Here is a 24,861-nt window from a genome sequence, read left to right as displayed (position 1 = left end):
TTTTTGTAAATTTAATGATGGAATTACGCTGCGAACTCAAAAAACTTCATTTAAAAGAAACATTCTCCATTGCTTACGGTAACTACAATCATCGCGATGCATTGCTGATTGAATTATCTCATCAAAATAACAAAGGTTACGGCGAGTGTGTGGCGATTGATTATTACCAGATTGATCTCAAAAGTTTTGTTTCAAAATTAAAAGAAATTCAACATAAGATTGAGGCTCAGAAAATCATTCATCCAAAAGAGTTTTTTAGATTTTTATTCAGTCTAAATCTTCATCCGTTTTTGCTCTCAGCTTTGGATTGCGCTTATTGGGATCTTTTTGGAAAACTGGAGAACAAAAGTTTTATTGAACTCAATCAACTTCCATCAGACAATTTAGTAGAAAGTTCAATTACCATTTCGGTGGCAGATATTGAGCAACAGATTCAGAAAATTGAAAAAAGTAATTGGAATCAATTCAAAGTAAAATGCAAGGGTTTAGATAAAAACCATGTTGAAAAACTTTTAGAAGTAGACAGAAATATCGCTTTAGATTCCAACGCTAGTTTTTCTGATGAAGATTGCATTTGGCTTCAGGAAAATGTTGATATTCAAAAGTTTTCTTATCTTGAACAACCTCGACCGATTGGTCATTATCAGGTATTAAAAAAAGAAAGTTTTGCCAATTGGATGGCAGATGAAGACTGCCAAAACATAGATTCGCTGCGTAAACTCATTCCGTATTACAAAAGCATCAATATTAAACTGATGAAGTGCGGTGGTTTGACTCCGGCTTTAGAAATGATTAAAAAAGCGAAAGAACTAAACTACAAAGTTATGATTGGCTGCATGACAGAATCTACAGTTGGAATTTCTGCTGGATGTCTTCTGGCCGGGCTTGTGGATTTTGCAGATTTAGACGGAGCGACTCTCATTTCCACCGATTACGCAACGGGAAACTTTGTAGAAAATGGCAAAATTATTCTTTCTGGAAAACCAGGTTTGGGAGTGGAACTTATAAAAATTTAAAACAAAAAAGATTTTCCGAAGAAAGTCTACTTTTTATTTACTGAAATCAGATAGTCATAAACCATTTGGTGTTGCTCATCGTTTAGTTTGGCTTTTGGCGCCATTCTGCTAAGTGTCTTTATCCATCCCTGATTATCATGTTTCGCAGGATCCGGTAACTTATGACATTTATTGCAAGAGTTTTCGAAGACGGTCTGTCCTTGTGCTAGCTGTTCAGATGAGGTATATTTAGGTCCGGTTACAGCAACGCTTTTGGGTCCACATGACGCTAAAAAAGCTGAACCTAGAATGATACTTAAAACTACTTTTTTCATACTATTTATTTTTTTGTGAAATCTTAACTTAATTTTTTACAGAAACTACATAATCATAAACCCATTGATGCTGTTCGTCTGTCAGCTTTGCTTTTGGTGCCATAGAATTCATAATACCAACCCATTGCACGGAAGTATATGCTGTAGGATCTGGTAAGCCATGGCATTTTTTACATGAGTTTTCGAAAATCGTTTTTCCCTGAGCGATTTGTTCAGCAGTACTTGTTGCAGACTTTGGAGCTTCAGCAACTGGCGTTGATTTTGGAGTACAAGATGCCAATAATACAGAAGCAAAAGCTGCGGTTAGAAATATATTTTTCATGAAGTTTATTTTTGATTAAAACAAAAGTAAGCAATTCTTGAAAGGCTTCTACGAATGGTGTTTAATTTAGAAGCATTAAAATTAATATGCTAATTGCTCTAATTTTGGGCGTTATTTTTATATTTTTGAATCGATTAAACCGAAAGTTATCATTGACCATTAAAAAGCGAAAATAATTTAATGAAATTTTCTACTCAAGACTTAATAGAAGGTATACAGTCGGGCAACAAACGCCTGATTGCGAAAGCTATTACCTTAGTCGAAAGTAAAAAGGCGGAACATCGTACTCAGGCGGAAGATTTATTGAAAAAAATTATGCCTCTTACGGGAAAATCAATCCGTGTGGGAATTACAGGCGTTCCTGGAGCCGGAAAGTCTACATTTATTGAAAATTTCGGAAGACTGGCGATTTCAAATGGTAAAAAAGTCGCCGTTTTAGCGATTGATCCAAGTTCGGCCATTAACAAAGGAAGTATTCTGGGTGATAAAACCAGAATGGAAGAGCTGGCGAAAGAAGACAACGCGTTCATCAGACCTTCCCCAAGTTCCGGTTTTCTGGGAGGAGTTGCGAATACTACTTTTGAAACAATGATGATTTGCGAAGCTGCAGGGTACGATTATATTTTAATAGAAACCGTTGGAGTAGGGCAATCTGAAGTTTTGGTTGCAGATATTACCGATGTTTTTTTATTTTTAAAAATTATCGGTGGCGGCGATGAGCTTCAGGGCATCAAACGTGGAATTATGGAAATGGTTGACGTTATTTTCATTAACAAAGTGGAAGAAAGCAATCTTCAAAAAGCTAAGAATACAAGGTTAGAATTGAAACGTGCTTTAGATTTTCTTCCATCGAAGGAAAAAGATTGGAAAGTTCCTGTTTTGCTTGGTTCTGCTTTGTACAACGAAGGTTTACAGGATGTTTTTGAAAAAATCAATGAGTTTATCGATTTAAAAAAGAAAACTGAACGGTTTGATTTGGTGCGAAAAGAACAGTCTGAAAAACGTTTTGAATATTGGGTTCAGGAATATATTTTGAATATGATGAAACGAGATGAATCGCTCGAAGAAGCTTATATTCAGCATAAAAAAAATGCTTCGGCGTTGATTTTTAATCCAAGTACCGAAGCAAAATTATTTGTTGAGAAGTTTCTTAATAAAGATTAAAGTTTTTCATTCTCTTTAGGCACTTCATTTTCAGAAATATACCCATCATAAGAAATTGGCTGTCTGTCGTTGCTTCTGATGGAAGTTAATGCTCTCCCGTTTTTATAAATTTCAATGTTAATATCAGAAACATTTCTCACATCATTTGGTTTGATTTTGTAAACCCAGTTTCCTTTTTTAGTCTGGCTTTTGGTTACGACATAATCTTTTGATGTAAACCTGTAACTGTTATCAGATGAGCCATATGATGATGTAAACGCTCTACCGAAATAAGGAAGCGTAACTTCCATCACTCCTTTTTTTATTTCTATTCCATAGCTGTTACCAGATATCTGGAATGTACGAAGCTGAGGTGCGTTCGGAATTGAATTGACAACATTGATTACGTCGTAATTCATGGGATTTGCTTTTTCAGCATGAAAAGTAAACTCGTCTGAGCCTACTAAATTATTTACAATCTGGGGATCAACCTTTTGAGCAGAACAATTTTGAAAAGCAAATGCTAAAAGAAAAATTGATATTATTTTGAGATATTTTTTCATGATACTATATTAATTAGTTAATTTAAATAGCAAAATCTATGCAAATCTATTTGTGAATTTTACTTTGGAATAGAAATTGTAAGGTTGAACTTATAATATGCACATCAATGAAAACTAAACATTTTTTATCAATAGGAGCCACAGTTTTATCTGTCGTAGCTTGTACGACAAATCCAATTACAGGTAGATCATCTCTTCAGTTTGCCAATAATTCTGAGATTGAAGCCATGGCATTACAACAGTATAAGCAAACTTTAACGGAATCTAAAGTTGTCACAGGTTCTCAGTCTACAAGTGTGAAGAATGTAGGAAACAGGATAAAAAATGCCGCTGAAAAATACTATGCAAGTATAGGACGTGGTGCTGATCTTGCAAACTACAAATGGGAATTTAATCTTCTTCAGGATAATCAAATCAACGCTTGGTGTATGCCGGGAGGTAAAGTTGCAGTTTATACAGGTATTCTTCCAATTACTAAAGATGATACTGGTTTGGCTGTTGTAATGGGACACGAAGTTTCTCATGCATTAGCTGGTCACGGAAATGAAAGAATTTCTCAATCAATGATTGCTCAGGGATTAGGAACCGCATCTGGTTTAGCAATAAAAAACGAAAAAACAGCAGCAATCTTTCAAACTGTTTATCCGATAGGATCACAAGTAGTTTTGTTAAAATATGGTAGAAATCAGGAATTGGAAGCTGATCAAATGGGATTATATCTGATGTCTATGGCGGGCTACGATCCAAGACAGGCAATTCCTTTCTGGAACAGAATGGAGGCATCATCTTCGGGAGCAAGACAACCCGAATTCTTATCTACTCACCCAAGTCCGGGATCTAGAGTAGGAGATATTCAGAAAAATCTTCCTAAAGCATTAGAATATTATAAGGCTGCAGGAGGAAAGATTTAATTTAAAATTAAGTTTTTCTTTTTCAATTTCACTAACAAAAATATCATATCATGAAAGGCATCTCAATAACAGGACTTATACTTTTAGCAGTATCAGCATTGCTATTTTACCTGACGACAGATTTTACTGTTGAAAAGATTACTATTTCCCATGTAATGGGTGTAATGGCGGGAATTGGAATTGGGCTTATCATTGGTGGAATGATTGGCTATGTGAGCAAAGGTTCTGCAATAAAGGCGGAGCAGCAAAGAAAAGAATTTAAACAGCTTCAGAAAGATAAAGAAGAATTAGAAAAACAAGCAGCGGTAATTGCTCAACGCGAAGCCGAGCTAGAATATCAAAATAAAAATCCTCAAATTTAATTTGAGGATTTTTTTATGACTTTTTGTTTTATTTAAATTTAGAATTTATATCCTACACCTAATAAAAACAAGCTTGATCTGTTATCATAATCAATTTCCTGATTTGATCCTGCAACATTGTTGATGAATTTTCTCTGATCTTTTGAAAAAGCACCTTCATATCTTGCTGAAAGAATGATCTTTTTGATTTCGCTTTGTACACCCAGTTGGTAACCTACTGTAAATTCTTTAGCATCCACTTTCTGTACGAAGTTATCAAAATCATCGCTTTTCGCTAAATTAAAACTTCCAACAGGTCCTGCGTAAGCACTCAGGAGATTTCCTAATACATTTACCCCAACCAAAACAGGAATATCTACTCTGCTGTTTTTAGCTTTAATGGTAGTCTGAGCTGAATTGACATCATTTTGTACAGTAACCTCATTGCTGAAATTGGTGTAATAAATTTCCGGCATTAAGTATAACGCAGTTGGTAAATCGATTTTTAAAGATAAACCAACATTGAAGCCGGTGATGTTTTTCCCTTTTTGTTCTACAGTATTGGAAGCTGCAGTTTTGAAATTTTTCCAAGAAGCAGAGCTTGTTGGGATTGCTACATTAGCTTTGGCTGCCAATGAAATTTGTGCCGAAGCAAAAACCGAAAAGCCTATCAATGCGGCACTAATTAATTTTTTCATTGTCGTCTATTTTTGTAATAGTATTTTCAATTGTTTTATTATTCTCCAAAAGATATTCTCTCAATTCCTTGAATAACTCTGAGGAATAAACGAAGTCGATCAGATTTTTATTGCCTGCAGTAATCAGTATGTCTTTATTACCTTCCCATTCTTTGATACCCAATCTCAAATACACAATTTTTTCACCAATCGTCATCACCGAGTTCATATCGTGTGTATTGATGATCGTAGTAGTATTATATTCTTTGGTGATTTCAAGTAACAAATCGTCAATTACATTAGATGTGTAAGGATCTAGCCCAGAATTGGGTTCATCACAGAAAAGATATTTAGGATGGTTTACAATCGCTCTGGCAATCGCCACACGTTTCTGCATTCCTCCGGATATTTCTGAAGGGAACTTTCGGTTGGCCTTATCTAAATGTACTCTTCCGATTACCTCAAAAACCCTTCTTTTCTTTTCTCTGAAAGTAAGATTGGTAAACATATCTAAAGGAAACATAATGTTTTCTTCAACAGTTAATGAATCAAACAACGCACTTCCCTGAAACAGTGTTCCAATTTCAGATCGTAAGTGTTGTTTTTCTTCGCGGTTCATGACATTGATATCTCTACCGTCAAATAAAATTTCTCCTGATGAAGGCTGATAAACATTCAATAAACTTTTAAGAAAAACTGTTTTACCAGATCCACTCTGTCCGATAATCAGGTTTGTTTTTCCTTTTTCGAAGTTGGTTGAAATTCCTTTAAGCACTTCAACATCACCAAAACTCTTTTTAAGATTTTTTACCTCAATCATCAGCTTAATATTAATTGTGTTAAAATTAATTCGGAAATAATGATGAAAACCATTGTCCAAACCACAGCTTGCGTACTTGCTCTACCTACTTCTAATGATCCGCCATTAACAAAATATCCAAAATAAGAAGGAACAGTGGCAATTACAAATGCAAAAACAATGGTCTTTGCAAATGCATAATAGATGAAAAGATTAGGCATATACATCTGAATGCCTGTGATATAATCTGAAGTTGTCCAGTTTCCGGTCAATATTCCTGCAATATAACCGCCACCAATACCGAAGACGATACTGAGCGCAATCAGAATAGGATTGAAAATCAGACAAGCGATGATTTTTGGTAAGATTAAGAAATTGGGAGAATTTACCCCCATAATATCTAAGGCATCAATCTGTTCAGAAACACGCATAGTACCAATTGTAGATGCGATATATGAACCCACTTTTCCTGCAAGGATCAAACTGATAATGGTAGGTGCAAATTCAAGAACTAAAACTGCTTTTGTTGCGTATCCTACAAATGACGTTGGAATCGGAAATGAAGAGGCATCAAAATTATTAAACATCTGGATTGCAACAACAGCACCTACAAATATGGATGTGAAAATAACCAACCCGAACGAGTTAACACCCAAATCATTGATCTCTCTCATAAACAACTTCCAAAAAACTCTCATTTTCTGAGGCTTTTGAAGAGATTTACCGATAAGAATCATGTATTCTCCTATGGCTGTAAAAAACTTTTTTAACATTCTGCTAAATTAGACTATTTTATTTATTTACTTGGCGTTTTTATCGCCTCCTACTACCAATACAATGGTTTTTAAAATGATAACCAGATCAAGTACAAAACTCCAGTTTCTTACGTAGAAAGCATCGGCAAGTATTCTTTTATTCATCTCTACTTCTACATTTCCGGAATCTCCGCGGAAACCGCTTACTTGTGCTAAGCCTGTAATTCCAGGGCTTGCTAAACTCCTCAATGTGTATCTCCCTATTTTCGGCTTATAATAATTGTCAACTGCTAACATATGAGGTCTTGGGCCAACAATAGACATTTCGCCTTTTAAAACATTAATAAACTGAGGCATTTCGTCTAAACTTGTCTTTCTCAAAAACTTTCCGATTTTTGTAATTCTCGAGTCATTATCAAGGGTAGTTTTTGTAGTAGATTCATCGTTCACAATCATTGTTCTGAATTTAATACAATTAAAAACCTCTTCATGAAAACCGTATCTTTTTTGAACAAAAAAAACAGGGCCTTTTGAGTTTCTTTTAATTAAAATTGCAATTATTGGAAACAACCATGAACAAATCAAAACTAAGACCAATGTAGAAAATACAATGTCAAATGTTCTTTTCAGAAAGAAATTTGAATAATAATCTAAAGGATATTTTGCCTGATTTAAAACCGGTTGTGTCTCAATATATCCCAAATCATAATAGAAAAAATTGCTTTTTGAGATATTAGGAACCAGCGACACGTGCACTTTGTGCTCTTCGGCTAATTTAAACAATCTCTTCTCTAATTCTTTGTCAAGAGCACTATCTGTCGGGATAAAAAGTGTATGAATTCCGTTGGTTTTCCAGAATTCGATTAATTCATTGAAAGAAAGATTAGAAGAATTATAACTGAAAATTTTGTATCCATAGTCCTTTCTGCCTTTCAAAATATCTTTTAAAACATCAGTCGAGCTATTCTCTCCCAAAAACATAATGTTTCTGTGGTTAATCCCAACTGAACGTAAATACTTTATAATGAAAAATATTATTGATCTTAAAAAGAAAATAAAGAAAAATAAATATAAAGTAAGCCAGTAAATGTCAGAATTAAAAAACAGATTGTTGCTAACCTTGCCAATCAATAAAATCCCGATAGTAAAGATCACAAAATGACTGAACAATCGCTCAAGAAACAAAGTGTAAGTCAGGTTTCTGGGGATGTTATAAATTCTTGTTCTGCCACTCAAAAGCATCCAGAATAAGAATAATAATGCCAGAGAAAAACTATTTTGATACCATGTTTCTTCATGATGTCTCAAACCCTCATTTCGGCTTATAAAAAAGAATATAAACACAGATGCAATAACCGAAAGGTCAAGCAAAACAATAATCGATTTTAGATATCTAGAGTATCGAATTCTTTGCATCTAATGATATTTAGGAAACAAAAGCTAATTTATGGATTTTTTATGGAATATTCAGATATTTATGCGTCTGAACCGATGCCTGCCAACGTGGATTGGCAAGAATAAAGTCGGTGATTTTAGGATAAATTTCCTCACGTTTGCTCCATTCGCTTTGCAGATACAATTTACAGTTTTCTGAAACTTTTGCGGCCTGCTCTTCAGCAAATTTTAAATCATTATTATTAAAAACAATTACTTTCAATTCGTGAGCCTTTTGATAAATTTCTTCTTTCGGCAATCCTGTTTTCTTTGGTGAAAGGGTAATCCAGTCCAATTTTCCGCTCATAGGATATGCTCCGGAGGTTTCAATGTGAACAGTACAACCTAATTCCTTTAATTTTCCTGTCAAAATATCTAAATTCCACATCAAAGGTTCACCACCTGTTAAAACTACAATTTTACAATGTTTTGCCGCCGTTTCTGCAATATCCTCTGCATTCATTAAAGGGTGAAGGTTGGGATCCCAGCTTTCTTTCACATCACACCAATGGCAGCCGACATCGCAACCGCCCAATCTGATGAAATATGCTGCTTTTCCGGTGTGAGCACCTTCTCCCTGAATAGTGTAAAAATGCTCCATCACCGGGAGCATTTTACCTTCTTTTAATAATATATCTTCTACTAAATCCATTTCAAATTAGTCATTATAGACTGAAGTTTTGTAGGCAATGATGGTGTTTTTCATCAACATTGCTCTTGTCATAGGACCCACTCCTCCCGGAACAGGTGTAATCCAGCTTGCTTTTGCTGCACAACTGTCGAAGTCAACGTCACCAGCCAAATAATATCCTTTTGGAGAGTCGTCATCTACTCTTGTAATACCTACATCAACGATTACTGCTCCGTCTTTAATCATTTCACCTTTCAAAAAGTGAGGATCTCCCAAAGCGGTAATCACAATGTCTGCTTTTTTAGTGTATTCTTCGATGTCTTTTGTGTAAGAGTGTGTAAGAGTAACCGTAGAATTTCCAGGGAAATCTTTTCTTCCCATCAAAATACTCATTGGTCTTCCTACGATTTTACTTCTACCAATGATGACACAGTCTTTACCTTTTGTTTCAATATTGTATCTTTCCAATAAAGTTAAAATTCCGAACGGAGTTGCAGGTAAAAATGTATCCATTTCCAAAGCCATTTTCCCGAAGTTGGTAGGGTGGAAACCATCAACATCTTTTCTTGGATCAATCGCATTGATAATTTTCTCCTGATCAACTTGGTCTGGTAAAGGTAACTGAACGATAAAACCATCTACAGATTTATCTTTATTAAGTTCCTCAATTTTTTCCAATAATTCAGATTCAGAAACCGTGCTTGGAAATTTAACTAAGCTAGATTGAAATCCTACTTCTTCACAGTCTTTCACTTTAGCATTTACATACGCCTTGCTTGCTCCGTTGTTCCCAACAAGAATTGCCACCAAATGTGGTGCTCTTCTTTTGTTTTGTAGGATTTTATCAACTTCAACCTTGATTTCTGCTTTTATTTCTTTGGAAACTTTTAATCCGTCAAGAATTTCTGCCATTTTTACTTTTATTACTTTTTATTATTAGATTTCTAAGGATATTTTTCCGGATTCTGATGAGTGCAGAAAACGGAGAGGATAAAAGCCTTTTTTGCTATTTCATCAATCCGAAATAAAACAATGTAGGGATACTTTGAAAAAGGTAAGAATCTCACATTATTGTATTTTTTTTCAAAAAAAGGATTTAGCCGAATTTTTTTATAAGAATTCGAAAGTTGTTTCTTAAATGATTTTGCCGCTGACTTTGAAAATTGATTATAATATTGAATAGCATTGTCAATTTCTATTTCTGCTTTTGGGGATAAAACAATTTTATATGCCATATTTTTCAGAAATCTTTTTTAAAGACTCTTCAGCATCTACATAAGTGCTTTCATCTTCTGCTAATCTTTCATCAATTAATCTTTTCATTTCATCTGTCAATTCAAAATCATCCTCATTTTTTTCAAAATTGATTTTCATTTTTTTTAAAAAAGTTTCCACAAAAGTTTCTTCTTCCTTGTTGTTTAGGTTAATGATAATCTGTGTCATGTGTTTTATTTTTAATCAAAATTAATGAAAATCTCTAAGACTTATTTGTTTGATTTATAATAATTAATCAACCCATTCGTAGAGCTGTCATGAGAGCTAATTGTCTCATTATTTTCGAGTTCTGGCAAAATTTTGTTTGCTAAAACTTTTCCTAATTCAACTCCGAACTGATCAAAACTAAAGATATTCCAAATAACTCCCTGAACAAATATTTTGTGCTCATACATTGCAATCAGCTGTCCTAAAGAAAAAGAGGTTAATTCTTTGAAAATGATTGAGTTAGTAGGTGTGTTTCCTTGGAAGACTTTGTAATTTAACAAGAAATCGATGTCTTCTTCAGATTTTCCTGATGCCTTTAATTCTGCTTCAACTTCTTCTTCCGTTTTTCCGAAAGCAAGTGCTTCAGTTTGTGCAAAAAAGTTAGCCAACAATTTATCCTGATGATCAGAAACTTTGTTTGGACTTTTCGCATAGGCGATAAAATCAGCAGGAATCAATTCTGTTCCTTGGTGAATCAATTGATAGAAAGCATGTTGTCCGTTTGTTCCCGGCTCGCCCCAAATAATTGGTCCTGTTTCATATTCTACGAACTCACCGTTTCTGTCAACACATTTTCCGTTACTTTCCATATCTCCCTGTTGAAGATAGGCTGCAAATCTATCTAAGTATTGAGAGTAAGGAAGGATTGCATACGTCGTTGCCGCATAGAAATTACGGTACCAAATTCCTAAAAGTCCCATCAAAACAGGAACGTTTTCAGAAAAATCTGCTGTCTGGAAATGTTGATCTGTGTTTTCAGCACCTTTTAATAATTGCTCGAAATTTTCATATCCAACTGAAAGAACAATGCTTAAACCAATCGCACTCCATAATGAATATCTTCCTCCAACCCAGTCCCAGAACTCGAAGATGTTTTCTTCTGCGATTCCGAAGTCTTTAACTGCTTGTACATTAGTAGATAAAGCAACAAAGTGTTTTGCTACATCTTCCTGTTTTCCAGCTTTTAAGAACCAGTTTTTTGCCGAATTTGCATTCGTCATTGTTTCCTGAGTCGTAAATGTTTTTGAAGCAATGATAAATAAAGTGGTTTCAGGATTTAAATTCTTCACCACTTCAGCGATATGATTTCCGTCTACATTTGAAACGAAATGAACATCCAATCTTGTTTTGAAATGCTTCATCGCCGAAACTACCATCACCGGTCCCAAATCTGAGCCTCCGATTCCGATGTTCACCACGTCAGTAATTTCTTTTCCGCTAAAACCTTTGTGATTTCCTGAAATAACGTTTTCAGAAAAAGATTTCATGTGATCCAAAACTCTTTTAATTTGAGGCTTGATATTTTCACCGTCAACCAATATTTCTTTATCAGAAAAATCCCTTAAAGCTGTATGCAGAACCGCTCTTCCTTCTGTTTCATTGATTTTATCTCCCGAAAACATTTTAGAAATCGCATCTTTTAACTGACATTCTTCTGCAAGATTTAATAACAATTCTTTTGTTCTTGTATCAATCAAGTTTTTAGAATAATCGAATAGAAAATTATCTTTTTTAATAGAATACTCTCCAAAACGATTCGGATTGTATTGAAAAAGGCTTCTCAACTCAAAATCATTGTTTCCGAAATGTTCGTCAAGTGCTTTCCAGCTATTGGTTTGGGTAGGGTTTATTTTAGATAGCATATTTAAAGTTTGCATTAGAACTAAAGGCTAGATTTAAAAAAATCACCTCAAATTCTTATTGATAAATTTTGATTTGCAAATTTACGGAATTTCGGGCAATGATGTTAATTGTGAATTAAAAATCAGTTGGCAACTTTTTGTTGAATTGCAGGATCGAATTTAATGAATACTTGAAAATGCTATTTCCTGTCAAAAAATGTTTCATACGATACAGGAGATTGGTTCAGGTAAAAGTGAGCGTAAATATCTTTGGGTCTGTCTTCTTTAAATTTTTGGTAATCATTAAAAGGTGCAAGACAATGAGGGCAGCAAAACGGATTATAATATTTAAATTCTCCATCTTGCGTTTTCGGAAGTCTCTTTTCCAGTTCCTCAAGCTTATTTTCATCAATGTCTTGTTGATAGTGATTAGGCATTTCCCGAAAAGTATCAAAACTTATCATTGTGGTTTCTTTGCTGTGAGTAGAATAAAAATACTGTGCATCTGAGAAACCTGCGTGATAAAAATCAACTGAAAAACTTTCATGGCAGTGATCGCAAACGCAGATCAGACGAATGTTTCCACCATCAAGATGACCGAAATAATGAAGTCCTCTCGCAATCATTCCGCGACCAAGCAGTTTTTCGTCATTTTCTTTTCGGTGTGAAAGATGAAACGGCTGAAATCTCACATATTCTTTATTTACATCTTTTTTGTATAGCAAATGTTCCATATCTACGTAGATTGCTCCTTCAATCTGAACCGAGAAATTTCCATGTACAGGGATTTCGCATTCAAATATTTGTCCATTCAGATTGGGGTTATCATTTTTTGGTTCTATTCTGAAAGTTTTAATCAGCTGGTCGTTTTCAAAAATTTTGATTTCGGGAATCGTGCCTTCCAACGTTATAATTTTAGTTTCTCTATCTGATATCCCAGAATATAAATGGTAATTTTGAATGTAAATTTCATTCCTTACAACTTCAATGCGTTTTTTACGTTTTTCTAAAAAGTCTTTTTGAATATCAGAAAGTCTATCCGTATTTTTTGTGGAAATATTCAGGTTATTACTTGTTAAAAGGTAGAAAACCAAAAGCAGCGCAAGAAAAAATAAGATTCCAATGATTAAAAAAGTTCCCATGCATTAAGTTTTAGCAAAAATAATTATTTGAATTCACGATATCATAAAATTAATTCTGAATTGTAAAAAAATCTTAGATTTGAAATGATAATTTAATCAATCTCAAAATGCAAAACAGAAGAACATTCATCAAAAAATCATCACTCGGATTGGGTTTATTTGCAATGCCAACTTCCGCTGCATTATTTTTTGATCAGGATTTCATCTCGAAAAGGCCAAAGTTAGCTGACCGAAAATTCACTTCGGTGGCCGTTGAAAATTCCATTAAAAATATTAAAAAATCAATCGCAGATCCAGAATTGGCGTGGATATTTGAAAACTGTTTTCCGAACACTTTAGATACGACAGTGAAATTTTATCAGAAAAACAATAAGCCTTTTACGTACGTGATCACGGGAGATATCGATGCGATGTGGCTTCGGGATTCTTCGGCGCAGGTTTATCCGTATTTGAGTCTGGCTAATGAAGATGAAAAACTGAAGAATCTATTGAAAGGCGTTATTAATAAACAGGTTGAATGTGTTCTACTTGATCCTTACGCAAATGCATTTTTTGATGATGCCAGTAAAATCAGCGAGTGGAAGGATGATTTAACCGAAATGAAACCCGGACTTCACGAGCGAAAATGGGAAATAGATTCTTTGTGCTACGTGATGCGTCTTTCGTACAATTACTGGAAAACAACGGGAGACGCTTCTGTTTTCGATGCTGAATGGAAAAAAGCAATGCTTTTAATTCTGAAAACTTTTAAAGAGCAACAGAGAAAAGATTCAAAAGGATCATATAAATTCCAGCGGGCAAATGGAAATCCTTTAGACACACAGTTTGCAGGTGGTTTTGGAAATCCTACAAAGAAAATTGGGTTGATTCATTCGATGTTCAGACCTTCAGATGATGCTACTTTTTATCCGTTTTTGGTTTCTTCGAATATGTTCGCTGTCGTTTCTTTGAGGGAAACTGCAGATGTTTTTTCTAAGATTTTAAAAGATGAAAATTCTTCAATTCAATTTATAAATTTAGCAAAAGAAGTAGATGAGACCATTCAGAAATATGCTATTTTAAATCATCCTACTGCCGGAAAAATCTATGCTTTAGAAATTGATGGTTTCGGAAATGCTTTGTTTATGGATGATGCCAATGTTCCGAATTTGCTCTCAATTCCTTATCTGGGTTATGCTTCAAAAGATGACGAGGTTTACAGAAATACGAGGAAATTTTCTTTAAGTAAAGCCAATCCATGGTTTAGTGAAGGAAAATTTGCCAAAGGAATTGGCGGACCGCACATTGGCGGACACAAAATCTGGCCCTTGGGTTTGATTATGCAGGCTTTGACAACTGATGATGACGAAGAAATCATTTCTGTTTTAAAAATGCTAAAAGCCACTCACGCAGGAACCGGATTTATCCACGAATCTTTCGATGTAGACAATCCGAAAGATTTTACGAGATCGTGGTTTGCATGGGCCAACACGCTCTTTGGTGAATTGATTCTTCACCTCCACAAAACAAAACCCGAAATCCTGAAACGAAAGTTTTAATCATAAAAAAACCTCCGCAAAAGCGAAGGCTCAGAAAAATCTATGTTGATAACCTAAAGGTTAGGATGCCGAATTCTGTTCTTTTGCCTGCTGAATTCTATTGTTAGATTTGTTTTTTCGGTAAAAGTAAAATGCGATGGCTGAAATTAATACAATTGGCCAAATCATAATTAATCCGACAATCAACTTCTGAATTAAATAATATCCTTCCACAAAAGTATTTTTAGCGCTGTAGAAGAAATTGAATTTATATTTGTTGTCAATGTTTTTCGAGTTGGTTACTGCAATTTCTGCAATGCGAAGTTTTGGTTCTTTAATGTAAATATCAATAGTACTGTATTTTAAATTGTCAGCCACATCAAGATTTGCGAGCTGTTGCTGATTTTCTTCAGACATGTTCTCATCGCTCATTTTCACTTTGTCTTTTGTGGTTTTAAGCTCAGAAATATTTTCACCAGTTTTCTTGATTCTTTTTCCTTCCAATTCTGCATATTTAATACTTGAAGTCACATCTTCGGCATTGATAATTCTTGAATTCAGGAACAATTTTTTATCATTAATTAGGGTTAAAAGTTCGCCCAATTTTGAAGTAGGAACTCTTACCTGCATAGAATTTTCAGTCTGATATTTTTTCACAAGCATTGCGTCTTCATCGGAAGTATTATAAGTTTCCTCTGAAATTACTCTGCTTTGTAAATCGCTGTGCGTAACAAATCCTCCAAGTTCCTGCACCGATTTCTCAATGGAAATGGTTGCGTCATAAACATCTTTTACTTCCATGTTTACATTGGCTGTCTTGATGAATTGCTTGTCTTTTACGGACATCGTAGCAACTGACGAAACGCTATCAGAAATATTTATCGAAGCTGAATCTGCTGCTACAGATATTTCATAATCACTCGTGGTTGCTTCACCTTTTTTACATGAATAAATTCCTGATAAAATTGCAGTTGCAATGGTTAATCTGATGTAAGTCGTTTTCATAGTATTGATTTTTTAATGTTTTGCTTACTTCAAAGTTGAGAACGAAACCTTTGTAATGTTTGAAAATGGAAAGTAAAAAATTTGTAAATAAATATTCAGTTTAAAATATTGTAAGTCAGTGTTTTGTAAAATGTCAAAGTCTGTATCTGTGGTATTTCGGATTGATTTTTGCTTAAATTTTACAAATCAAACCAAAATCAATATGTCTAATACTTTTTCCAAAATCAGAAACGCCATAGAATTATTTAAATCAATCGATTTTGATCAGCTAAGTCAAATTTCGCAAAAAGTAAATCTCCCCAAACTCATGGAAAACTTTTCCAAACTGGATGATAAACAACTCAGCGGGATGATGAAAATGTTTGATCCAAATAAGAAAAAGAAGGAGCTGCCACCAATTGACGGAGATTTCTACGATATTTACCACACTTTGACTCATGAACAAAGAGAAGTTCAGCTAAAAGTAAGAGCGTTCATGGAAAAAGAAGTGAAACCTTTAGTCAATCATTACTGGCTAAGAGATGAATTTCCACATGAATTAATTCCAAAATTTCAAAAGTTAGATATTTGTGGAGTAACATATGAAGGTTACGGTTGCAAAGGAATGCCCTTTCTGATGGAAGGTGTAATTGCAATGGAGATGGCAAGAATTGATGCATCAATCGCAACATTTTTCGGAGTGCAATCTGGTTTGGCAATGGGTTCCATTTATATTTGCGGTTCGGAAGAACAAAAACAAAAATGGCTTCCTCAAATGCAGAAGTTTGAAAAAATAGGAGCATTCGGTTTAACAGAACCTGAAGTGGGTTCCGGAGCGGCGGGAGGTTTGACGGTAACCTGCAAAAAAACTCCTGATGGATGGATCTTAAATGGTCAAAAAAAATGGATTGGTAATGCAACGTTTGCTGATTTAATTATAATTTGGGCAAGAGATTTAGATGATGGTGAAGTGAAAGGTTTTATTGTAGAAAAAGATAATCCCGGATATTCTGTTGAGAAAATTAAAGGGAAAATGGCCTTGAGAATTGTTCAGAATGGTTTGATTACCTTAAAAGACTGTATCGTAACGGAAGAAAACAGACTGCAAAATGCCAACTCATTCAAAGACACCGCAAAAGTTTTAAGAATGACAAGAGCTGGCGTTGCCTGGATGGCAACTGGTTGCGCAAGAGGAGCATATGAAAGTGCATTAGATTATACAAGAAAAAGAGAACAGTTCGGAAAACCGATTGCTTCATTCCAAATGATTCAAGGTCACTTGGTAGAAATGCTATCCAATTTAACTGCAATGCAGACGATGGTTTTTAGGCTTTCGGAAATGCAGGACGAAGGAATTTTAAAAGATGAACACGCTTCTTTGGCTAAAGTTTTCTGTACCATGAGAACCAGAGATATTGTTTCAAGAGCTCGCGAAGTTCTAGGCGGAAACGGAATTTTGCTTGAATATGATGTTGCAAGATTTGTTGCCGATGCAGAAGCTATTTATTCTTACGAAGGAACGAAAGAGATCAATTCACTGATTGTTGGTAGATCGATCACCGGTTTCAGTGCATTTGTGTAAAAAAGTGAATGGTCAATGGTCAATTCGCTTTGCTCGTCAATTTTTAAAATTCACTTGCGGAGCAGAATTCACCATTGACCATTAATCTTTTAGCTAATCAATGCTTTATATTTATCTTTATTATCGATAATCATCCAAAGATTAATGAGAAACAGAACTCCGGCAATAGCCATTCCTGTTGTGGATTTGTCGATTGTAAAAACATGAAGAATAATTCCTACCATTACCGGTAAAATTACGATTGCTCCTAAAGCTCTTGTTTTTGGGAAAATAAATAATAATCCTCCGATGATTTCGACAGCTCCCACTAATGGCATTAACCAATGTAAATTATTGAAAGCTTCGAAAACTTTCATCTGCTCCGGCGTAGGTTTTGGCATTGGCATATAATTGAGAAACTTGTTTAATCCGGCATTGATGAACATTAATCCGAAAAGTAGACTGATAATAAATTTAATAATTTTCATAAGATGATTTTTTTATTAAAATTAAATAAAATTCTAATTCATTGTCAAAAAATCAATTAAATTTCAAATTGTGTAAGAATTAATTATGTCTTAATCCATTTCTTTCAAAGTGATATTCTTGGATATTTTGTAAGTTTTTTTCTTTTTATGAGGTTTTTCGTCTTCGCCCAAAAGTTTTCCCCAAGGCTGTAGACCTTCCACTCTTTCAAAAATAATTTTAATAATGGCAATGGCAGGAATACACAGAAACATCCCTGAAATTCCCCAGAGGTGTTCTCCTAAAAGAATTCCTATAAAAGAAAATAGCGCATTGATTTTTACTTTTGAACCTACAACAAACGGAAGAATGATGTTTCCGTCAATCACATGTACAATGACATATCCGATAGCTACATAAACACAGCTAGAAACTGTACCGGTTGCAAATGCGATAAAACATGATATAATAAGCGAAATACAAATGCCTATGTAGGGTATTACGTTTAATAAACCAGTCAAAACACCCAGTAAGATGGCATATTTTACTCCTAAAATAGTCAAAACTGTTGTCGTTAAAACAGAGACAATCAATACCTGCAGACAAAGTCCGATAATGTATCTTTTGGTCATGATTCTTACCTCTGAAACAACTTCCTGAACGCTTGCTTTATGTTTTTCATTAAAAACATTGACGATGAAATTATTTAAAATTCTTCTGTAATTTAAGATGAAAATAAAGAATAAAATAAAGAATGCTAAAAATCCCAAACTTGAAGAGAAAATTCCAAACGTAAAGCCTAAAATAACGCCGGATGAAGATAAAAGCTTACTCAAACCCTGATCTAAATAGTTGAGCTGCTCATCTATTTTCACATTAAAAGTGTGAGAAACCCACTTCTGTAAATTATGAAAAACCGTATTAAACTGTTTTGTTAATTGAGGGACATCTCTGCTGAAACTTGAAATCTGTGAGCCGAAGAAAAATATCAATCCTGTAAGAATGACCAACAACATCGCAACAGATATAATTGTGGAAATAGACCTTGGTAATTTTAGTTTTCTTTCTAAAAAATTCGCAATTGGCAAAAAAAGCATCGCCATCAGAAATGCCAGAAAAAAGGGAGCTAAAATGCTTTGTCCTAAGTTGATGAGGTATCCGATTCCGATAATCGAGATAACTGCGAGTGCGAGTTTTAGAAGAAAGGGTAGTTTAAAAAGGTTCATGAGGAAGTTTTTCTACACATAACAAAAACCTCACCGTTTACGATGAGGTTATAAATTTATAAATAAAAATTTTATTTTTCGATTGCCAGTTCAAGAACTTCAGTCATCCAGTTCACGTAGTTTACTTTTAAATTTTTCAGATAATCCTGTTTGATTTCTTCCACATCTTTTCTGTTTGCCTCGCAAAGAATAACTTCTTTAATTCCTGCTCTTGTTGCGGCAAGAAGCTTTTCTTTAATTCCGCCTACAGGAAGCACTTTTCCTCTCAAAGTAATTTCACCGGTCATTGCCAGATGAGGTCTTACTTTTTTATTTCTGAAAGTAGAAACCATAGAAGTCAGCATTGCAATTCCGGCAGAAGGCCCGTCTTTTGGTGTTGCGCCTTCAGGAACGTGAACGTGAATGTTTTTCTTTTCTAAATCATCTTCTGTAATTCCTAAATCTTCATGTTTAGCTTTAATATATTCCAAAGCAATCGTCGCAGATTCTTTCATTACCGTTCCCAGATTTCCGGTCATCGTAAGATTTCCTTTTCCGTTGCTGGTAATGCTTTCTATAAATAAAATATCACCTCCAACGCTCGTCCACGCCAATCCTGTTACTACACCTGGAACGTCTGTTAGTTCAGACAAACTTTTCGGTCTTGGAACACCTAAAATTTCATCTACTTTTTCAACGGAAATTTTAGCGTCATACTCTTTCATCATAGCGGTTTGCAGGGCAACCCAACGAGCAATTCCGGCAATTCTTTTTTCTAAAGATCTCACACCGCTTTCTGAAGTATGCGCTTCAATAATATGTTTTAACTCAGGATTTCCTAATTTGAAAGATTTTGCCGTCAAACCGTTTTCTTCCTGCTGTTTTTTAATTAAATGTCTCTTAGCAATTTCAATTTTTTCCTCCAAAGTATAACCCGCAATCTGAATTATTTCCATTCTGTCTAAAAGCGGAGTTTGTATGGTTGAAAGTGAATTTGCCGTCGCCAAAAACATTACTTTAGACAAATCATAACCCATCTCAAGGAAATTATCATAGAAAGCATTGTTCTGTTCAGGGTCAAGAACTTCAAGTAACGCCGAACTAGGATCGCCGTGCATTCCTTTTCCTACTTTATCAATTTCATCTAAAACGATCACAGGATTTGATGTTCCCGATTTTTTAATGGATTGAAGAATTCTTCCCGCCATCGCACCAATATAGGTTTTTCTGTGGCCACGAATTTCGCTTTCGTCATGAAGCCCGCCCAAAGAAACACGTACGTATTTTCTTCCCAAAGCATCGGCAACCGACTTCCCAAGAGAGGTTTTACCCACTCCCGGAGGCCCTACCAATAATAAAATTGGGGATTTCATGTTATTTTTTAATTTTAAAACAGCCATGTGTTCCAAAATTCTTTTCTTAATATCTTCTAAACCAAAATGAGCTTTATCTAAAACTTTTTCAGCCTTTTCAATATCAAAAGTATCTTTGGTAAAGGTTTCCCAAGGAAGATCTGTGAAGAAATCCAAGTAATTTCTTTGAACATTGTAGTCGGGAGAATTCGGATTTTGTCGCTGCAATCTTCCTATTTCTTTTTGGAAATGTTCTTCAACTTCAGGTTTCCAGGTTTTTGTACTTGCTTTTTTTATTAAATCTTCCACATCACTTTCTGGTCCGCCACCCAACTCATCCTGAATGGTTCTGATCTGCTGATTCAGAAAATATTCTCTTTGCTGTTTATCAAGATCTTTCGAAGTTTTCTGGTGGATCTGATTTCTCAATTCCAGTTTTCTGAAATCCTCATGCATCATTTCGTAGCACTTGTTGGCTCTTTCCATGAGGCTTTTTTCCTCCAGCAATTTTTGTTTTTCTGCATAAGGGAAACTTGCATTGGTACAGATAAAGTTTAATAAATCATCATTGCTATTGATGTTTTTTATAGCAAAATTAGCCGCATTAGGAATGTTTGGATCCAACTCTATGATTTTTAATGCTAAATCTTTTACGTTTTCAAGTAACGCTTCGTATTCCTCTTTATTTTTAGCTTTTGAATCTTTTAATCTTGTGATTTCAGCTTTAAAATAAGGTTTGCTGCCTGTGATTTTTTTTATTTTAAATCGATGGAAACCTTTAGTAATCGCCGTAACATTTCCTTCAGGAAGTTTAATGATTTTAATGATTTTTGCTAAAGTACCAATCTGATAAAAATCTTTTTCCGTAGGTTGCTCAATATCGGAGTTTTTCTGACTTACGATTCCGATAAAATCGCCGTTTTGTTGAGCTTCTTCAAGAAGTTGTATAGACGTTTTTCTTCCTGCTGTAATCGGGATGACCACATTCGGGAACATCACCATATTTCTAACAGGAAGTATCGGGAAAATAATCTGCTCAGAGTTTTTTGCGCTTTCGTCAATATCAGAAAGATTAATCTCTTCGGTTACAATATCAAATCCGTCGCCCAAGATTTCATCAAAATTTATATCTTCAAATTCTGTCATAATAAGTTAAATGACAAATTGTCATTTATAGTTTTAATCGTTAAAGGATAAAATCAAAATATGTTGAACAATAGCTTTACATATAATGTGTACGTAATTTTTCACAATACTTATGCCATTTGTTTTTTAATAAAAAATACGGTCAAAATTTCCATATTATGCGATATTAAATTTTAAAAATTAAAAAACCATCTTATATTTCTGTAATTTCTTAAAAATGTGTATTTTCGCACACTGATATAAAACTATATTTATAAAATGGCAATTTTAGGACAGATTAGGAGTAGACCTTGGCTTTTGATGGGAATGATCGCATTGGCGCTATTGGCGTTTTTGGTAAACCCAGAAAGTCTCGATAAAGTTTTTGGAAAAAATCCTGATATTTTAGGAAAAGTAAATGGTGAGAAAATTACCCGTGAGGAGTATAATGACCAGCTTTTCGTATTACAACAGCAGGCTGAGCAACAGCAACAGCCAAAAACCGGACTCGAAGAGCAGGCTTGGCAATTGCTTGTGCAATCAAAATTGGTAAAGCAGCAATTTGAAAAAATGGGATTTGAAATGACAGACGATTTGTTCTGGAACCAAATTCAGTTTGACCAAATGTTTGCTCAAAATCAACAGCTTTTTGACGAAAAAGGTAATTTCAAACTTCAGGAATTGAAGAAAGAAATTGAAACTCTACAAAATACAAGCCCTGAAGGATACGCTCAATGGTTGAAAACCAGAAAAACAATTGAGTACAGAATTATGGCAAGACAGGTTTTTGCTAATATTTCTACAGGTATCACGACTGGTAAAAAGGAGGCTGAGGAATTAATGAAAGAAAGAGATCAGTTAGCTGATATTGATTTTGTAAAAGTTGACTACGCTTCTTATCTTCAAAAAAATAAAATAAAAGTTACTACTGAAGATTTAAAGAAATACATCGACCAACATCCTGTAATGTTCAAAACTGAGCCTAGCAGAAACTTGGGAATTGTATTTTTCCCTTCACAGCCAAGCCCAGCAGATGATGCAGCGGTATTGAAAGATATTACCAAAGTATTCTCAATAGGTACAGACGAAAGCGGTGGAAAAGAGAACTTCATGAATACTACAAACGATTCTATGTTTGTAATGGCAAATTCTGATATTCCTTTTAATAATCAATATGTTCCGGTTAACCAAATGCCTCAAGGTTTAAAAGGTAAATTGGAAACGGCTGCGATTGGTCAGACTTTCGGTCCTTACAAAGAGCAAAACTTATATGTTGTTTCTAAATTAGTAGACAAAAAAGCTTCAGATTCTACTTTGTCTAAGCACATCTTGATTGCTTACAAAGGAGCTGAAAGATCTACTGCTACAAGAACAAAAGAGCAAGCGAAGAAAATTGCTGATAGTTTAATGGCGACAATCAAAGGAAATCCTGCGAAATTTGCAGAAGGTCTTAAATTGTCTGATGAACCAAACGCTGTTGAAAGAAATGGTAGCGTGGGTTGGACGACTCCTCAAAGTCAGTTTGCACCTCAGTATTTGTCTTTCTTAGCAAATAACGCTAAAGGTTCTACAGGTCTTGCTGAAACAAGTTTTGGTTACCATATCATCAACGTAGAAGATAAAAAAGCAGGAGCCATGGGTTACAAAGTAGCTCACCTGGTAAAAACTATCAAGCCTTCTGATGCTACAGAAGCTACAGTTGATAAAAATGCAAGAAGATTCATTCAGCAAATTCAAGGGAAGTCATTCAATGATTTTGTGAACATTGCTAAAAAATCTAACTATCAATACTCGAATGCAAAATCTGCGAAGAGATTTGACGGTCAGTTACAAGGTTTAGGAACTGATAAAGATGCTGAAATCATCACTTGGGCATTTGATAAGAAAAGAGAAAAAGGAGATACAGAATTCTTTACAGTAGAAGGAACAGGAGATAAAGTAGTTGTCTACTTAAACGGAAAACAAGAAAAAGGTCTTGCTGATCCTGAATCTGTAAGAGATCAGATCGAAACTGTTGTTATGAATAAATTGGCAGCAAAACAAATCTCAGATAAGATTGGTAAAGCGACAAGTTTAGATCAGGTTGCTAAAACTTTTGCTACTACTAAACAAACTGCGCAGGTTAATTTACTAAACCCATCAGTTGCAGGAGCTATGGAGCCTAAAGTTGCAGGTGCTGCATTCGGAGTTAAAAAGGGAGCGATTTCTAACGCTATCGAAGGTGGAACTGGAGTTTATGTTTTAGTGAAAAAGAACGAAACAATCAACAAACAAGCAGGAGATGCTAAACAATTTACAGAATCTGTTACACAGAGAAATGCAGGAATGTTTGGTCAGGCTTGGTTGAAGAGTTTACAAGATAATGCAGACATTGATGATTATAGAATCGAAATCTGGAGCAAGCTTGGAAATCAACAATAAGATATCTAAAATCAACAATATTAAAAGTGGCAGAGTTTTTGCCACTTTTTTTGTGTTTAACCCATAGCGATAGAGAAAAACATTAATTTAAATGTACTATATTTGCTTATTAGAAAAAATATAAAAAGTGAAGTTCAGTAAAGAAATAAAAGCTGGTCTAATAGCGATTTTAGCTGTTGTCGGCTTTGTCGTTTTGTTCCAATTCATGAAAGGCAGAAGCCTTTTTACTACCGACAATATATTTTATGCTAAATACGATAACGTTGAGGGGCTTACGCAATCTTCACCGGTTTCTATCAATGGTTTAAAAGTAGGGCAGGTGGACAAGATTATACCACAAACATCAAAGGATGGTAAAATTCATTTTATCGTTAAGATTACTGTTGATGATAACTTTCAATTTTCCAAAAATTCAAATTTGGAGATTTTTGAACCGAGTTTGATGGGTGGTAAAGAAATGAGAGTAAACTTGTTTTACGGAGGTCCTACTGCAAAAGATGGTGACACTTTAAAAGGTGCTTTCAAATTAGGAATGATGAACAGTCTTTCTTCTCAGGTGGGTCCGGTAAAAGATCAGTTACAAACTGTTTTGCACAGAGTAGATTCTTTGATGGTGAATGCCAACCAAGTGATGAACGAGCAGAACAGAGAGGAGATTAAAATTTTACTTCACAATCTTAATAAAACAGTTGGTGCTTTAGAAACTACAGCAGGAAGTGTTAACAAATTAGTTGGAAATAATGATCCTAAGCTTCAAAAAGTTCTTGATGAGGCTAGTCTTACAATGAAAAGTGGTAAAGTTACTTTAGATAAATATGGTAATTTAGCTGAGAGTATTGATACTCAAAAATTGAATGCTACAATTGCTAATTTAGATAATACTGTTGGGCAATTAAACAAAGTTGTTTCCGGGATTGACAGAGGTGAGGGAAGTTTAGGGAAAATCATGAAAGATGATCAGTTATACAATAATCTGAATGCTGCTTCTACAAACCTAAATGCTCTTATTGAAGATTTAAAAGCTAATCCTAAGAAATACGTTAATTTCTCAGTATTTGGTAAGAACAGTAAAGACTAAT

The 24,861-nt window shown here is 34.6% G+C and carries 25 protein-coding genes; 8 read left to right on the top strand and 17 right to left on the bottom strand.

All coding sequences use genetic code 11. The annotated features are described in order from the left end of the window. Nucleotides 1-14: 14 nt before the first annotated feature. A complete protein-coding gene (locus tag LNP04_RS10125; RefSeq protein WP_229982858.1) occupies nucleotides 15-1,016 on the top strand; it encodes an enolase C-terminal domain-like protein in 1,002 nt (333 codons plus the stop codon). Between the two features lie 26 nt (nucleotides 1,017-1,042). Here LNP04_RS10125 and LNP04_RS10120 read toward each other — a convergent pair whose 3' ends face one another. Both LNP04_RS10120 and LNP04_RS10115 read right to left on the bottom strand, forming a co-directional pair. Further along, nucleotides 1,043-1,330 (bottom strand): cytochrome C, encoded by a 288-nt coding sequence (locus tag LNP04_RS10120; RefSeq protein ID WP_229982857.1) that lies wholly within the window; start codon nucleotides 1,328-1,330, stop codon nucleotides 1,043-1,045. Nucleotides 1,331-1,358: 28 nt separating this feature from the next. After that, the gene (locus LNP04_RS10115) at nucleotides 1,359-1,652 is read right to left on the bottom strand and encodes a cytochrome C (RefSeq protein ID WP_229982856.1); all 294 of its coding nucleotides are present in this window, start codon (nucleotides 1,650-1,652) and stop codon (nucleotides 1,359-1,361) included. Nucleotides 1,653-1,832: 180 nt separating this feature from the next. On the opposite strand from LNP04_RS10115, the gene meaB reads away from it, so the two are divergent. Further along, entirely contained in the window at nucleotides 1,833-2,816 is a 984-nt protein-coding gene (gene meaB, locus LNP04_RS10110) for a methylmalonyl Co-A mutase-associated GTPase MeaB (RefSeq protein ID WP_229982855.1), read from the top strand. Here the strand turns inward: meaB and LNP04_RS10105 are convergent. Next, complete coding sequence (locus LNP04_RS10105; RefSeq protein WP_229982853.1) at nucleotides 2,813-3,358, bottom strand: DUF4251 domain-containing protein; 546 nt, start codon at nucleotides 3,356-3,358, stop codon at nucleotides 2,813-2,815. The genes meaB and LNP04_RS10105 overlap by 4 nt on opposite strands. 107 nt (nucleotides 3,359-3,465) lie before the next feature. Here LNP04_RS10105 and LNP04_RS10100 point away from each other — a divergent pair, with 107 nt between their 5' ends. Both LNP04_RS10100 and LNP04_RS10095 read left to right on the top strand, forming a co-directional pair. Beyond that, the gene (locus LNP04_RS10100) at nucleotides 3,466-4,269 is read left to right on the top strand and encodes a M48 family metallopeptidase (RefSeq protein ID WP_229982851.1); all 804 of its coding nucleotides are present in this window, start codon (nucleotides 3,466-3,468) and stop codon (nucleotides 4,267-4,269) included. Nucleotides 4,270-4,319: 50 nt separating this feature from the next. Then, on the top strand, nucleotides 4,320-4,631 hold the full coding sequence (locus LNP04_RS10095) for a hypothetical protein (protein ID WP_229982850.1): 312 nt from the start codon (nucleotides 4,320-4,322) through the stop codon (nucleotides 4,629-4,631). Between the two features lie 38 nt (nucleotides 4,632-4,669). Here the strand turns inward: LNP04_RS10095 and LNP04_RS10090 are convergent, their stop codons facing one another. From LNP04_RS10090 to LNP04_RS10045, 10 genes are all read right to left on the bottom strand, one after another. Further along, nucleotides 4,670-5,308: an outer membrane beta-barrel protein gene (locus LNP04_RS10090; protein ID WP_129535702.1), complete on the bottom strand. Its 639-nt coding sequence runs from the start codon at nucleotides 5,306-5,308 to the stop codon at nucleotides 4,670-4,672. After that, entirely contained in the window at nucleotides 5,292-6,107 is an 816-nt protein-coding gene (locus tag LNP04_RS10085) for an ABC transporter ATP-binding protein (protein WP_229982849.1), read from the bottom strand. Before LNP04_RS10085 ends, LNP04_RS10090 begins: the two co-directional genes overlap by 17 nt. Further along, a complete protein-coding gene (locus tag LNP04_RS10080; RefSeq protein ID WP_229982848.1) occupies nucleotides 6,107-6,859 on the bottom strand; it encodes an ABC transporter permease in 753 nt (250 codons plus the stop codon). The genes LNP04_RS10085 and LNP04_RS10080 overlap by 1 nt, the downstream gene beginning before the upstream one ends. Before the next feature lie 27 nt (nucleotides 6,860-6,886). Then, on the bottom strand, nucleotides 6,887-8,257 hold the full coding sequence (locus tag LNP04_RS10075; protein ID WP_229982847.1) for an exopolysaccharide biosynthesis polyprenyl glycosylphosphotransferase: 1,371 nt from the start codon (nucleotides 8,255-8,257) through the stop codon (nucleotides 6,887-6,889). Nucleotides 8,258-8,297: 40 nt separating this feature from the next. After that, nucleotides 8,298-8,927: a 7-carboxy-7-deazaguanine synthase QueE gene (locus LNP04_RS10070; RefSeq protein ID WP_229982846.1), complete on the bottom strand. Its 630-nt coding sequence runs from the start codon at nucleotides 8,925-8,927 to the stop codon at nucleotides 8,298-8,300. A gap of 6 nt (nucleotides 8,928-8,933) precedes the next feature. After that, a complete protein-coding gene (locus tag LNP04_RS10065) occupies nucleotides 8,934-9,818 on the bottom strand; it encodes a bifunctional 5,10-methylenetetrahydrofolate dehydrogenase/5,10-methenyltetrahydrofolate cyclohydrolase (RefSeq protein ID WP_229982845.1) in 885 nt (294 codons plus the stop codon). A gap of 32 nt (nucleotides 9,819-9,850) precedes the next feature. Next, nucleotides 9,851-10,141 carry a type II toxin-antitoxin system RelE/ParE family toxin gene (locus LNP04_RS10060; protein ID WP_229982843.1) on the bottom strand — a complete coding sequence of 97 codons (291 nt, stop codon included), beginning with the start codon at nucleotides 10,139-10,141 and terminating at the stop codon, nucleotides 9,851-9,853. Then, entirely contained in the window at nucleotides 10,131-10,349 is a 219-nt protein-coding gene (locus tag LNP04_RS10055) for a hypothetical protein (RefSeq protein ID WP_229982842.1), read from the bottom strand. Before LNP04_RS10055 ends, LNP04_RS10060 begins: the two co-directional genes overlap by 11 nt. Nucleotides 10,350-10,390: 41 nt before the next feature. Then, the gene (pgi, locus tag LNP04_RS10050) at nucleotides 10,391-12,031 is read right to left on the bottom strand and encodes a glucose-6-phosphate isomerase (protein ID WP_229982841.1); all 1,641 of its coding nucleotides are present in this window, start codon (nucleotides 12,029-12,031) and stop codon (nucleotides 10,391-10,393) included. Between the two features lie 179 nt (nucleotides 12,032-12,210). Further along, nucleotides 12,211-13,152: a hypothetical protein gene (locus LNP04_RS10045; RefSeq protein WP_229982840.1), complete on the bottom strand. Its 942-nt coding sequence runs from the start codon at nucleotides 13,150-13,152 to the stop codon at nucleotides 12,211-12,213. Between the two features lie 107 nt (nucleotides 13,153-13,259). On the opposite strand from LNP04_RS10045, the gene LNP04_RS10040 reads away from it, so the two are divergent. Continuing rightward, complete coding sequence (locus LNP04_RS10040; protein WP_229982839.1) at nucleotides 13,260-14,690, top strand: glycoside hydrolase family 125 protein; 1,431 nt, start codon at nucleotides 13,260-13,262, stop codon at nucleotides 14,688-14,690. A gap of 60 nt (nucleotides 14,691-14,750) precedes the next feature. On the opposite strand, the gene LNP04_RS10035 is transcribed toward LNP04_RS10040, so the two are convergent. Next, entirely contained in the window at nucleotides 14,751-15,674 is a 924-nt protein-coding gene (locus LNP04_RS10035; protein WP_229982838.1) for a DUF4349 domain-containing protein, read from the bottom strand. A gap of 202 nt (nucleotides 15,675-15,876) precedes the next feature. Here LNP04_RS10035 and LNP04_RS10030 point away from each other — a divergent pair, with 202 nt between their 5' ends. Then, on the top strand, nucleotides 15,877-17,235 hold the full coding sequence (locus tag LNP04_RS10030) for an acyl-CoA dehydrogenase family protein (RefSeq protein WP_229982837.1): 1,359 nt from the start codon (nucleotides 15,877-15,879) through the stop codon (nucleotides 17,233-17,235). Nucleotides 17,236-17,324: 89 nt separating this feature from the next. Here the strand turns inward: LNP04_RS10030 and LNP04_RS10025 are convergent, their stop codons facing one another. The 3 genes from LNP04_RS10025 to lon all read right to left on the bottom strand — a co-directional run bounded on the left by LNP04_RS10025 (nucleotide 17,325) and on the right by lon (nucleotide 21,382). Then, entirely contained in the window at nucleotides 17,325-17,702 is a 378-nt protein-coding gene (locus tag LNP04_RS10025) for a MauE/DoxX family redox-associated membrane protein (protein WP_229982836.1), read from the bottom strand. A gap of 90 nt (nucleotides 17,703-17,792) precedes the next feature. Continuing rightward, nucleotides 17,793-18,905: an AI-2E family transporter gene (locus LNP04_RS10020; protein ID WP_229982834.1), complete on the bottom strand. Its 1,113-nt coding sequence runs from the start codon at nucleotides 18,903-18,905 to the stop codon at nucleotides 17,793-17,795. 71 nt (nucleotides 18,906-18,976) lie between these two features. Next, complete coding sequence (gene lon / locus LNP04_RS10015; RefSeq protein ID WP_229982833.1) at nucleotides 18,977-21,382, bottom strand: endopeptidase La; 2,406 nt, start codon at nucleotides 21,380-21,382, stop codon at nucleotides 18,977-18,979. Between the two features lie 258 nt (nucleotides 21,383-21,640). Between lon and LNP04_RS10010 the strand changes: the two genes are divergently transcribed. Further along, nucleotides 21,641-23,782 (top strand): peptidylprolyl isomerase, encoded by a 2,142-nt coding sequence (locus tag LNP04_RS10010; RefSeq protein ID WP_229982832.1) that lies wholly within the window; start codon nucleotides 21,641-21,643, stop codon nucleotides 23,780-23,782. Between the two features lie 127 nt (nucleotides 23,783-23,909). Further along, nucleotides 23,910-24,860 carry an MlaD family protein gene (locus LNP04_RS10005; RefSeq protein ID WP_229982830.1) on the top strand — a complete coding sequence of 317 codons (951 nt, stop codon included), beginning with the start codon at nucleotides 23,910-23,912 and terminating at the stop codon, nucleotides 24,858-24,860. Nucleotide 24,861 lies beyond the last annotated feature (1 nt).

This window comes from Chryseobacterium sp. C-71, assembly GCF_020911865.1.
Taxonomy (GTDB): Bacteria; Bacteroidota; Bacteroidia; order Flavobacteriales; family Weeksellaceae; genus Chryseobacterium.
This window is presented reverse-complemented; position numbering and strand designations above follow the sequence as displayed.

What these genes read in the sequence shown, in the direction of transcription:
- LNP04_RS10125 (WP_229982858.1), top strand. Translation starts at nt 15, where the DNA reads ATGATGGAATTACGCTGCGAACTCAAAAAACTTCATTTAAAAGAAACA.
- LNP04_RS10120 (WP_229982857.1), bottom strand. Translation starts at nt 1,330, where the DNA reads ATGAAAAAAGTAGTTTTAAGTATCATTCTAGGTTCAGCTTTTTTAGCG.
- LNP04_RS10115 (WP_229982856.1), bottom strand. Translation starts at nt 1,652, where the DNA reads ATGAAAAATATATTTCTAACCGCAGCTTTTGCTTCTGTATTATTGGCA.
- meaB (WP_229982855.1), top strand. Translation starts at nt 1,833, where the DNA reads ATGAAATTTTCTACTCAAGACTTAATAGAAGGTATACAGTCGGGCAAC.
- LNP04_RS10105 (WP_229982853.1), bottom strand. Translation starts at nt 3,358, where the DNA reads ATGAAAAAATATCTCAAAATAATATCAATTTTTCTTTTAGCATTTGCT.
- LNP04_RS10100 (WP_229982851.1), top strand. Translation starts at nt 3,466, where the DNA reads ATGAAAACTAAACATTTTTTATCAATAGGAGCCACAGTTTTATCTGTC.
- LNP04_RS10095 (WP_229982850.1), top strand. Translation starts at nt 4,320, where the DNA reads ATGAAAGGCATCTCAATAACAGGACTTATACTTTTAGCAGTATCAGCA.
- LNP04_RS10090 (WP_129535702.1), bottom strand. Translation starts at nt 5,308, where the DNA reads ATGAAAAAATTAATTAGTGCCGCATTGATAGGCTTTTCGGTTTTTGCT.
- LNP04_RS10085 (WP_229982849.1), bottom strand. Translation starts at nt 6,107, where the DNA reads ATGATTGAGGTAAAAAATCTTAAAAAGAGTTTTGGTGATGTTGAAGTG.
- LNP04_RS10080 (WP_229982848.1), bottom strand. Translation starts at nt 6,859, where the DNA reads ATGTTAAAAAAGTTTTTTACAGCCATAGGAGAATACATGATTCTTATC.
- LNP04_RS10075 (WP_229982847.1), bottom strand. Translation starts at nt 8,257, where the DNA reads ATGCAAAGAATTCGATACTCTAGATATCTAAAATCGATTATTGTTTTG.
- LNP04_RS10070 (WP_229982846.1), bottom strand. Translation starts at nt 8,927, where the DNA reads ATGGATTTAGTAGAAGATATATTATTAAAAGAAGGTAAAATGCTCCCG.
- LNP04_RS10065 (WP_229982845.1), bottom strand. Translation starts at nt 9,818, where the DNA reads ATGGCAGAAATTCTTGACGGATTAAAAGTTTCCAAAGAAATAAAAGCA.
- LNP04_RS10060 (WP_229982843.1), bottom strand. Translation starts at nt 10,141, where the DNA reads ATGGCATATAAAATTGTTTTATCCCCAAAAGCAGAAATAGAAATTGAC.
- LNP04_RS10055 (WP_229982842.1), bottom strand. Translation starts at nt 10,349, where the DNA reads ATGACACAGATTATCATTAACCTAAACAACAAGGAAGAAGAAACTTTT.
- pgi (WP_229982841.1), bottom strand. Translation starts at nt 12,031, where the DNA reads ATGCTATCTAAAATAAACCCTACCCAAACCAATAGCTGGAAAGCACTT.
- LNP04_RS10045 (WP_229982840.1), bottom strand. Translation starts at nt 13,152, where the DNA reads ATGGGAACTTTTTTAATCATTGGAATCTTATTTTTTCTTGCGCTGCTT.
- LNP04_RS10040 (WP_229982839.1), top strand. Translation starts at nt 13,260, where the DNA reads ATGCAAAACAGAAGAACATTCATCAAAAAATCATCACTCGGATTGGGT.
- LNP04_RS10035 (WP_229982838.1), bottom strand. Translation starts at nt 15,674, where the DNA reads ATGAAAACGACTTACATCAGATTAACCATTGCAACTGCAATTTTATCA.
- LNP04_RS10030 (WP_229982837.1), top strand. Translation starts at nt 15,877, where the DNA reads ATGTCTAATACTTTTTCCAAAATCAGAAACGCCATAGAATTATTTAAA.
- LNP04_RS10025 (WP_229982836.1), bottom strand. Translation starts at nt 17,702, where the DNA reads ATGAAAATTATTAAATTTATTATCAGTCTACTTTTCGGATTAATGTTC.
- LNP04_RS10020 (WP_229982834.1), bottom strand. Translation starts at nt 18,905, where the DNA reads ATGAACCTTTTTAAACTACCCTTTCTTCTAAAACTCGCACTCGCAGTT.
- lon (WP_229982833.1), bottom strand. Translation starts at nt 21,382, where the DNA reads ATGACAGAATTTGAAGATATAAATTTTGATGAAATCTTGGGCGACGGA.
- LNP04_RS10010 (WP_229982832.1), top strand. Translation starts at nt 21,641, where the DNA reads ATGGCAATTTTAGGACAGATTAGGAGTAGACCTTGGCTTTTGATGGGA.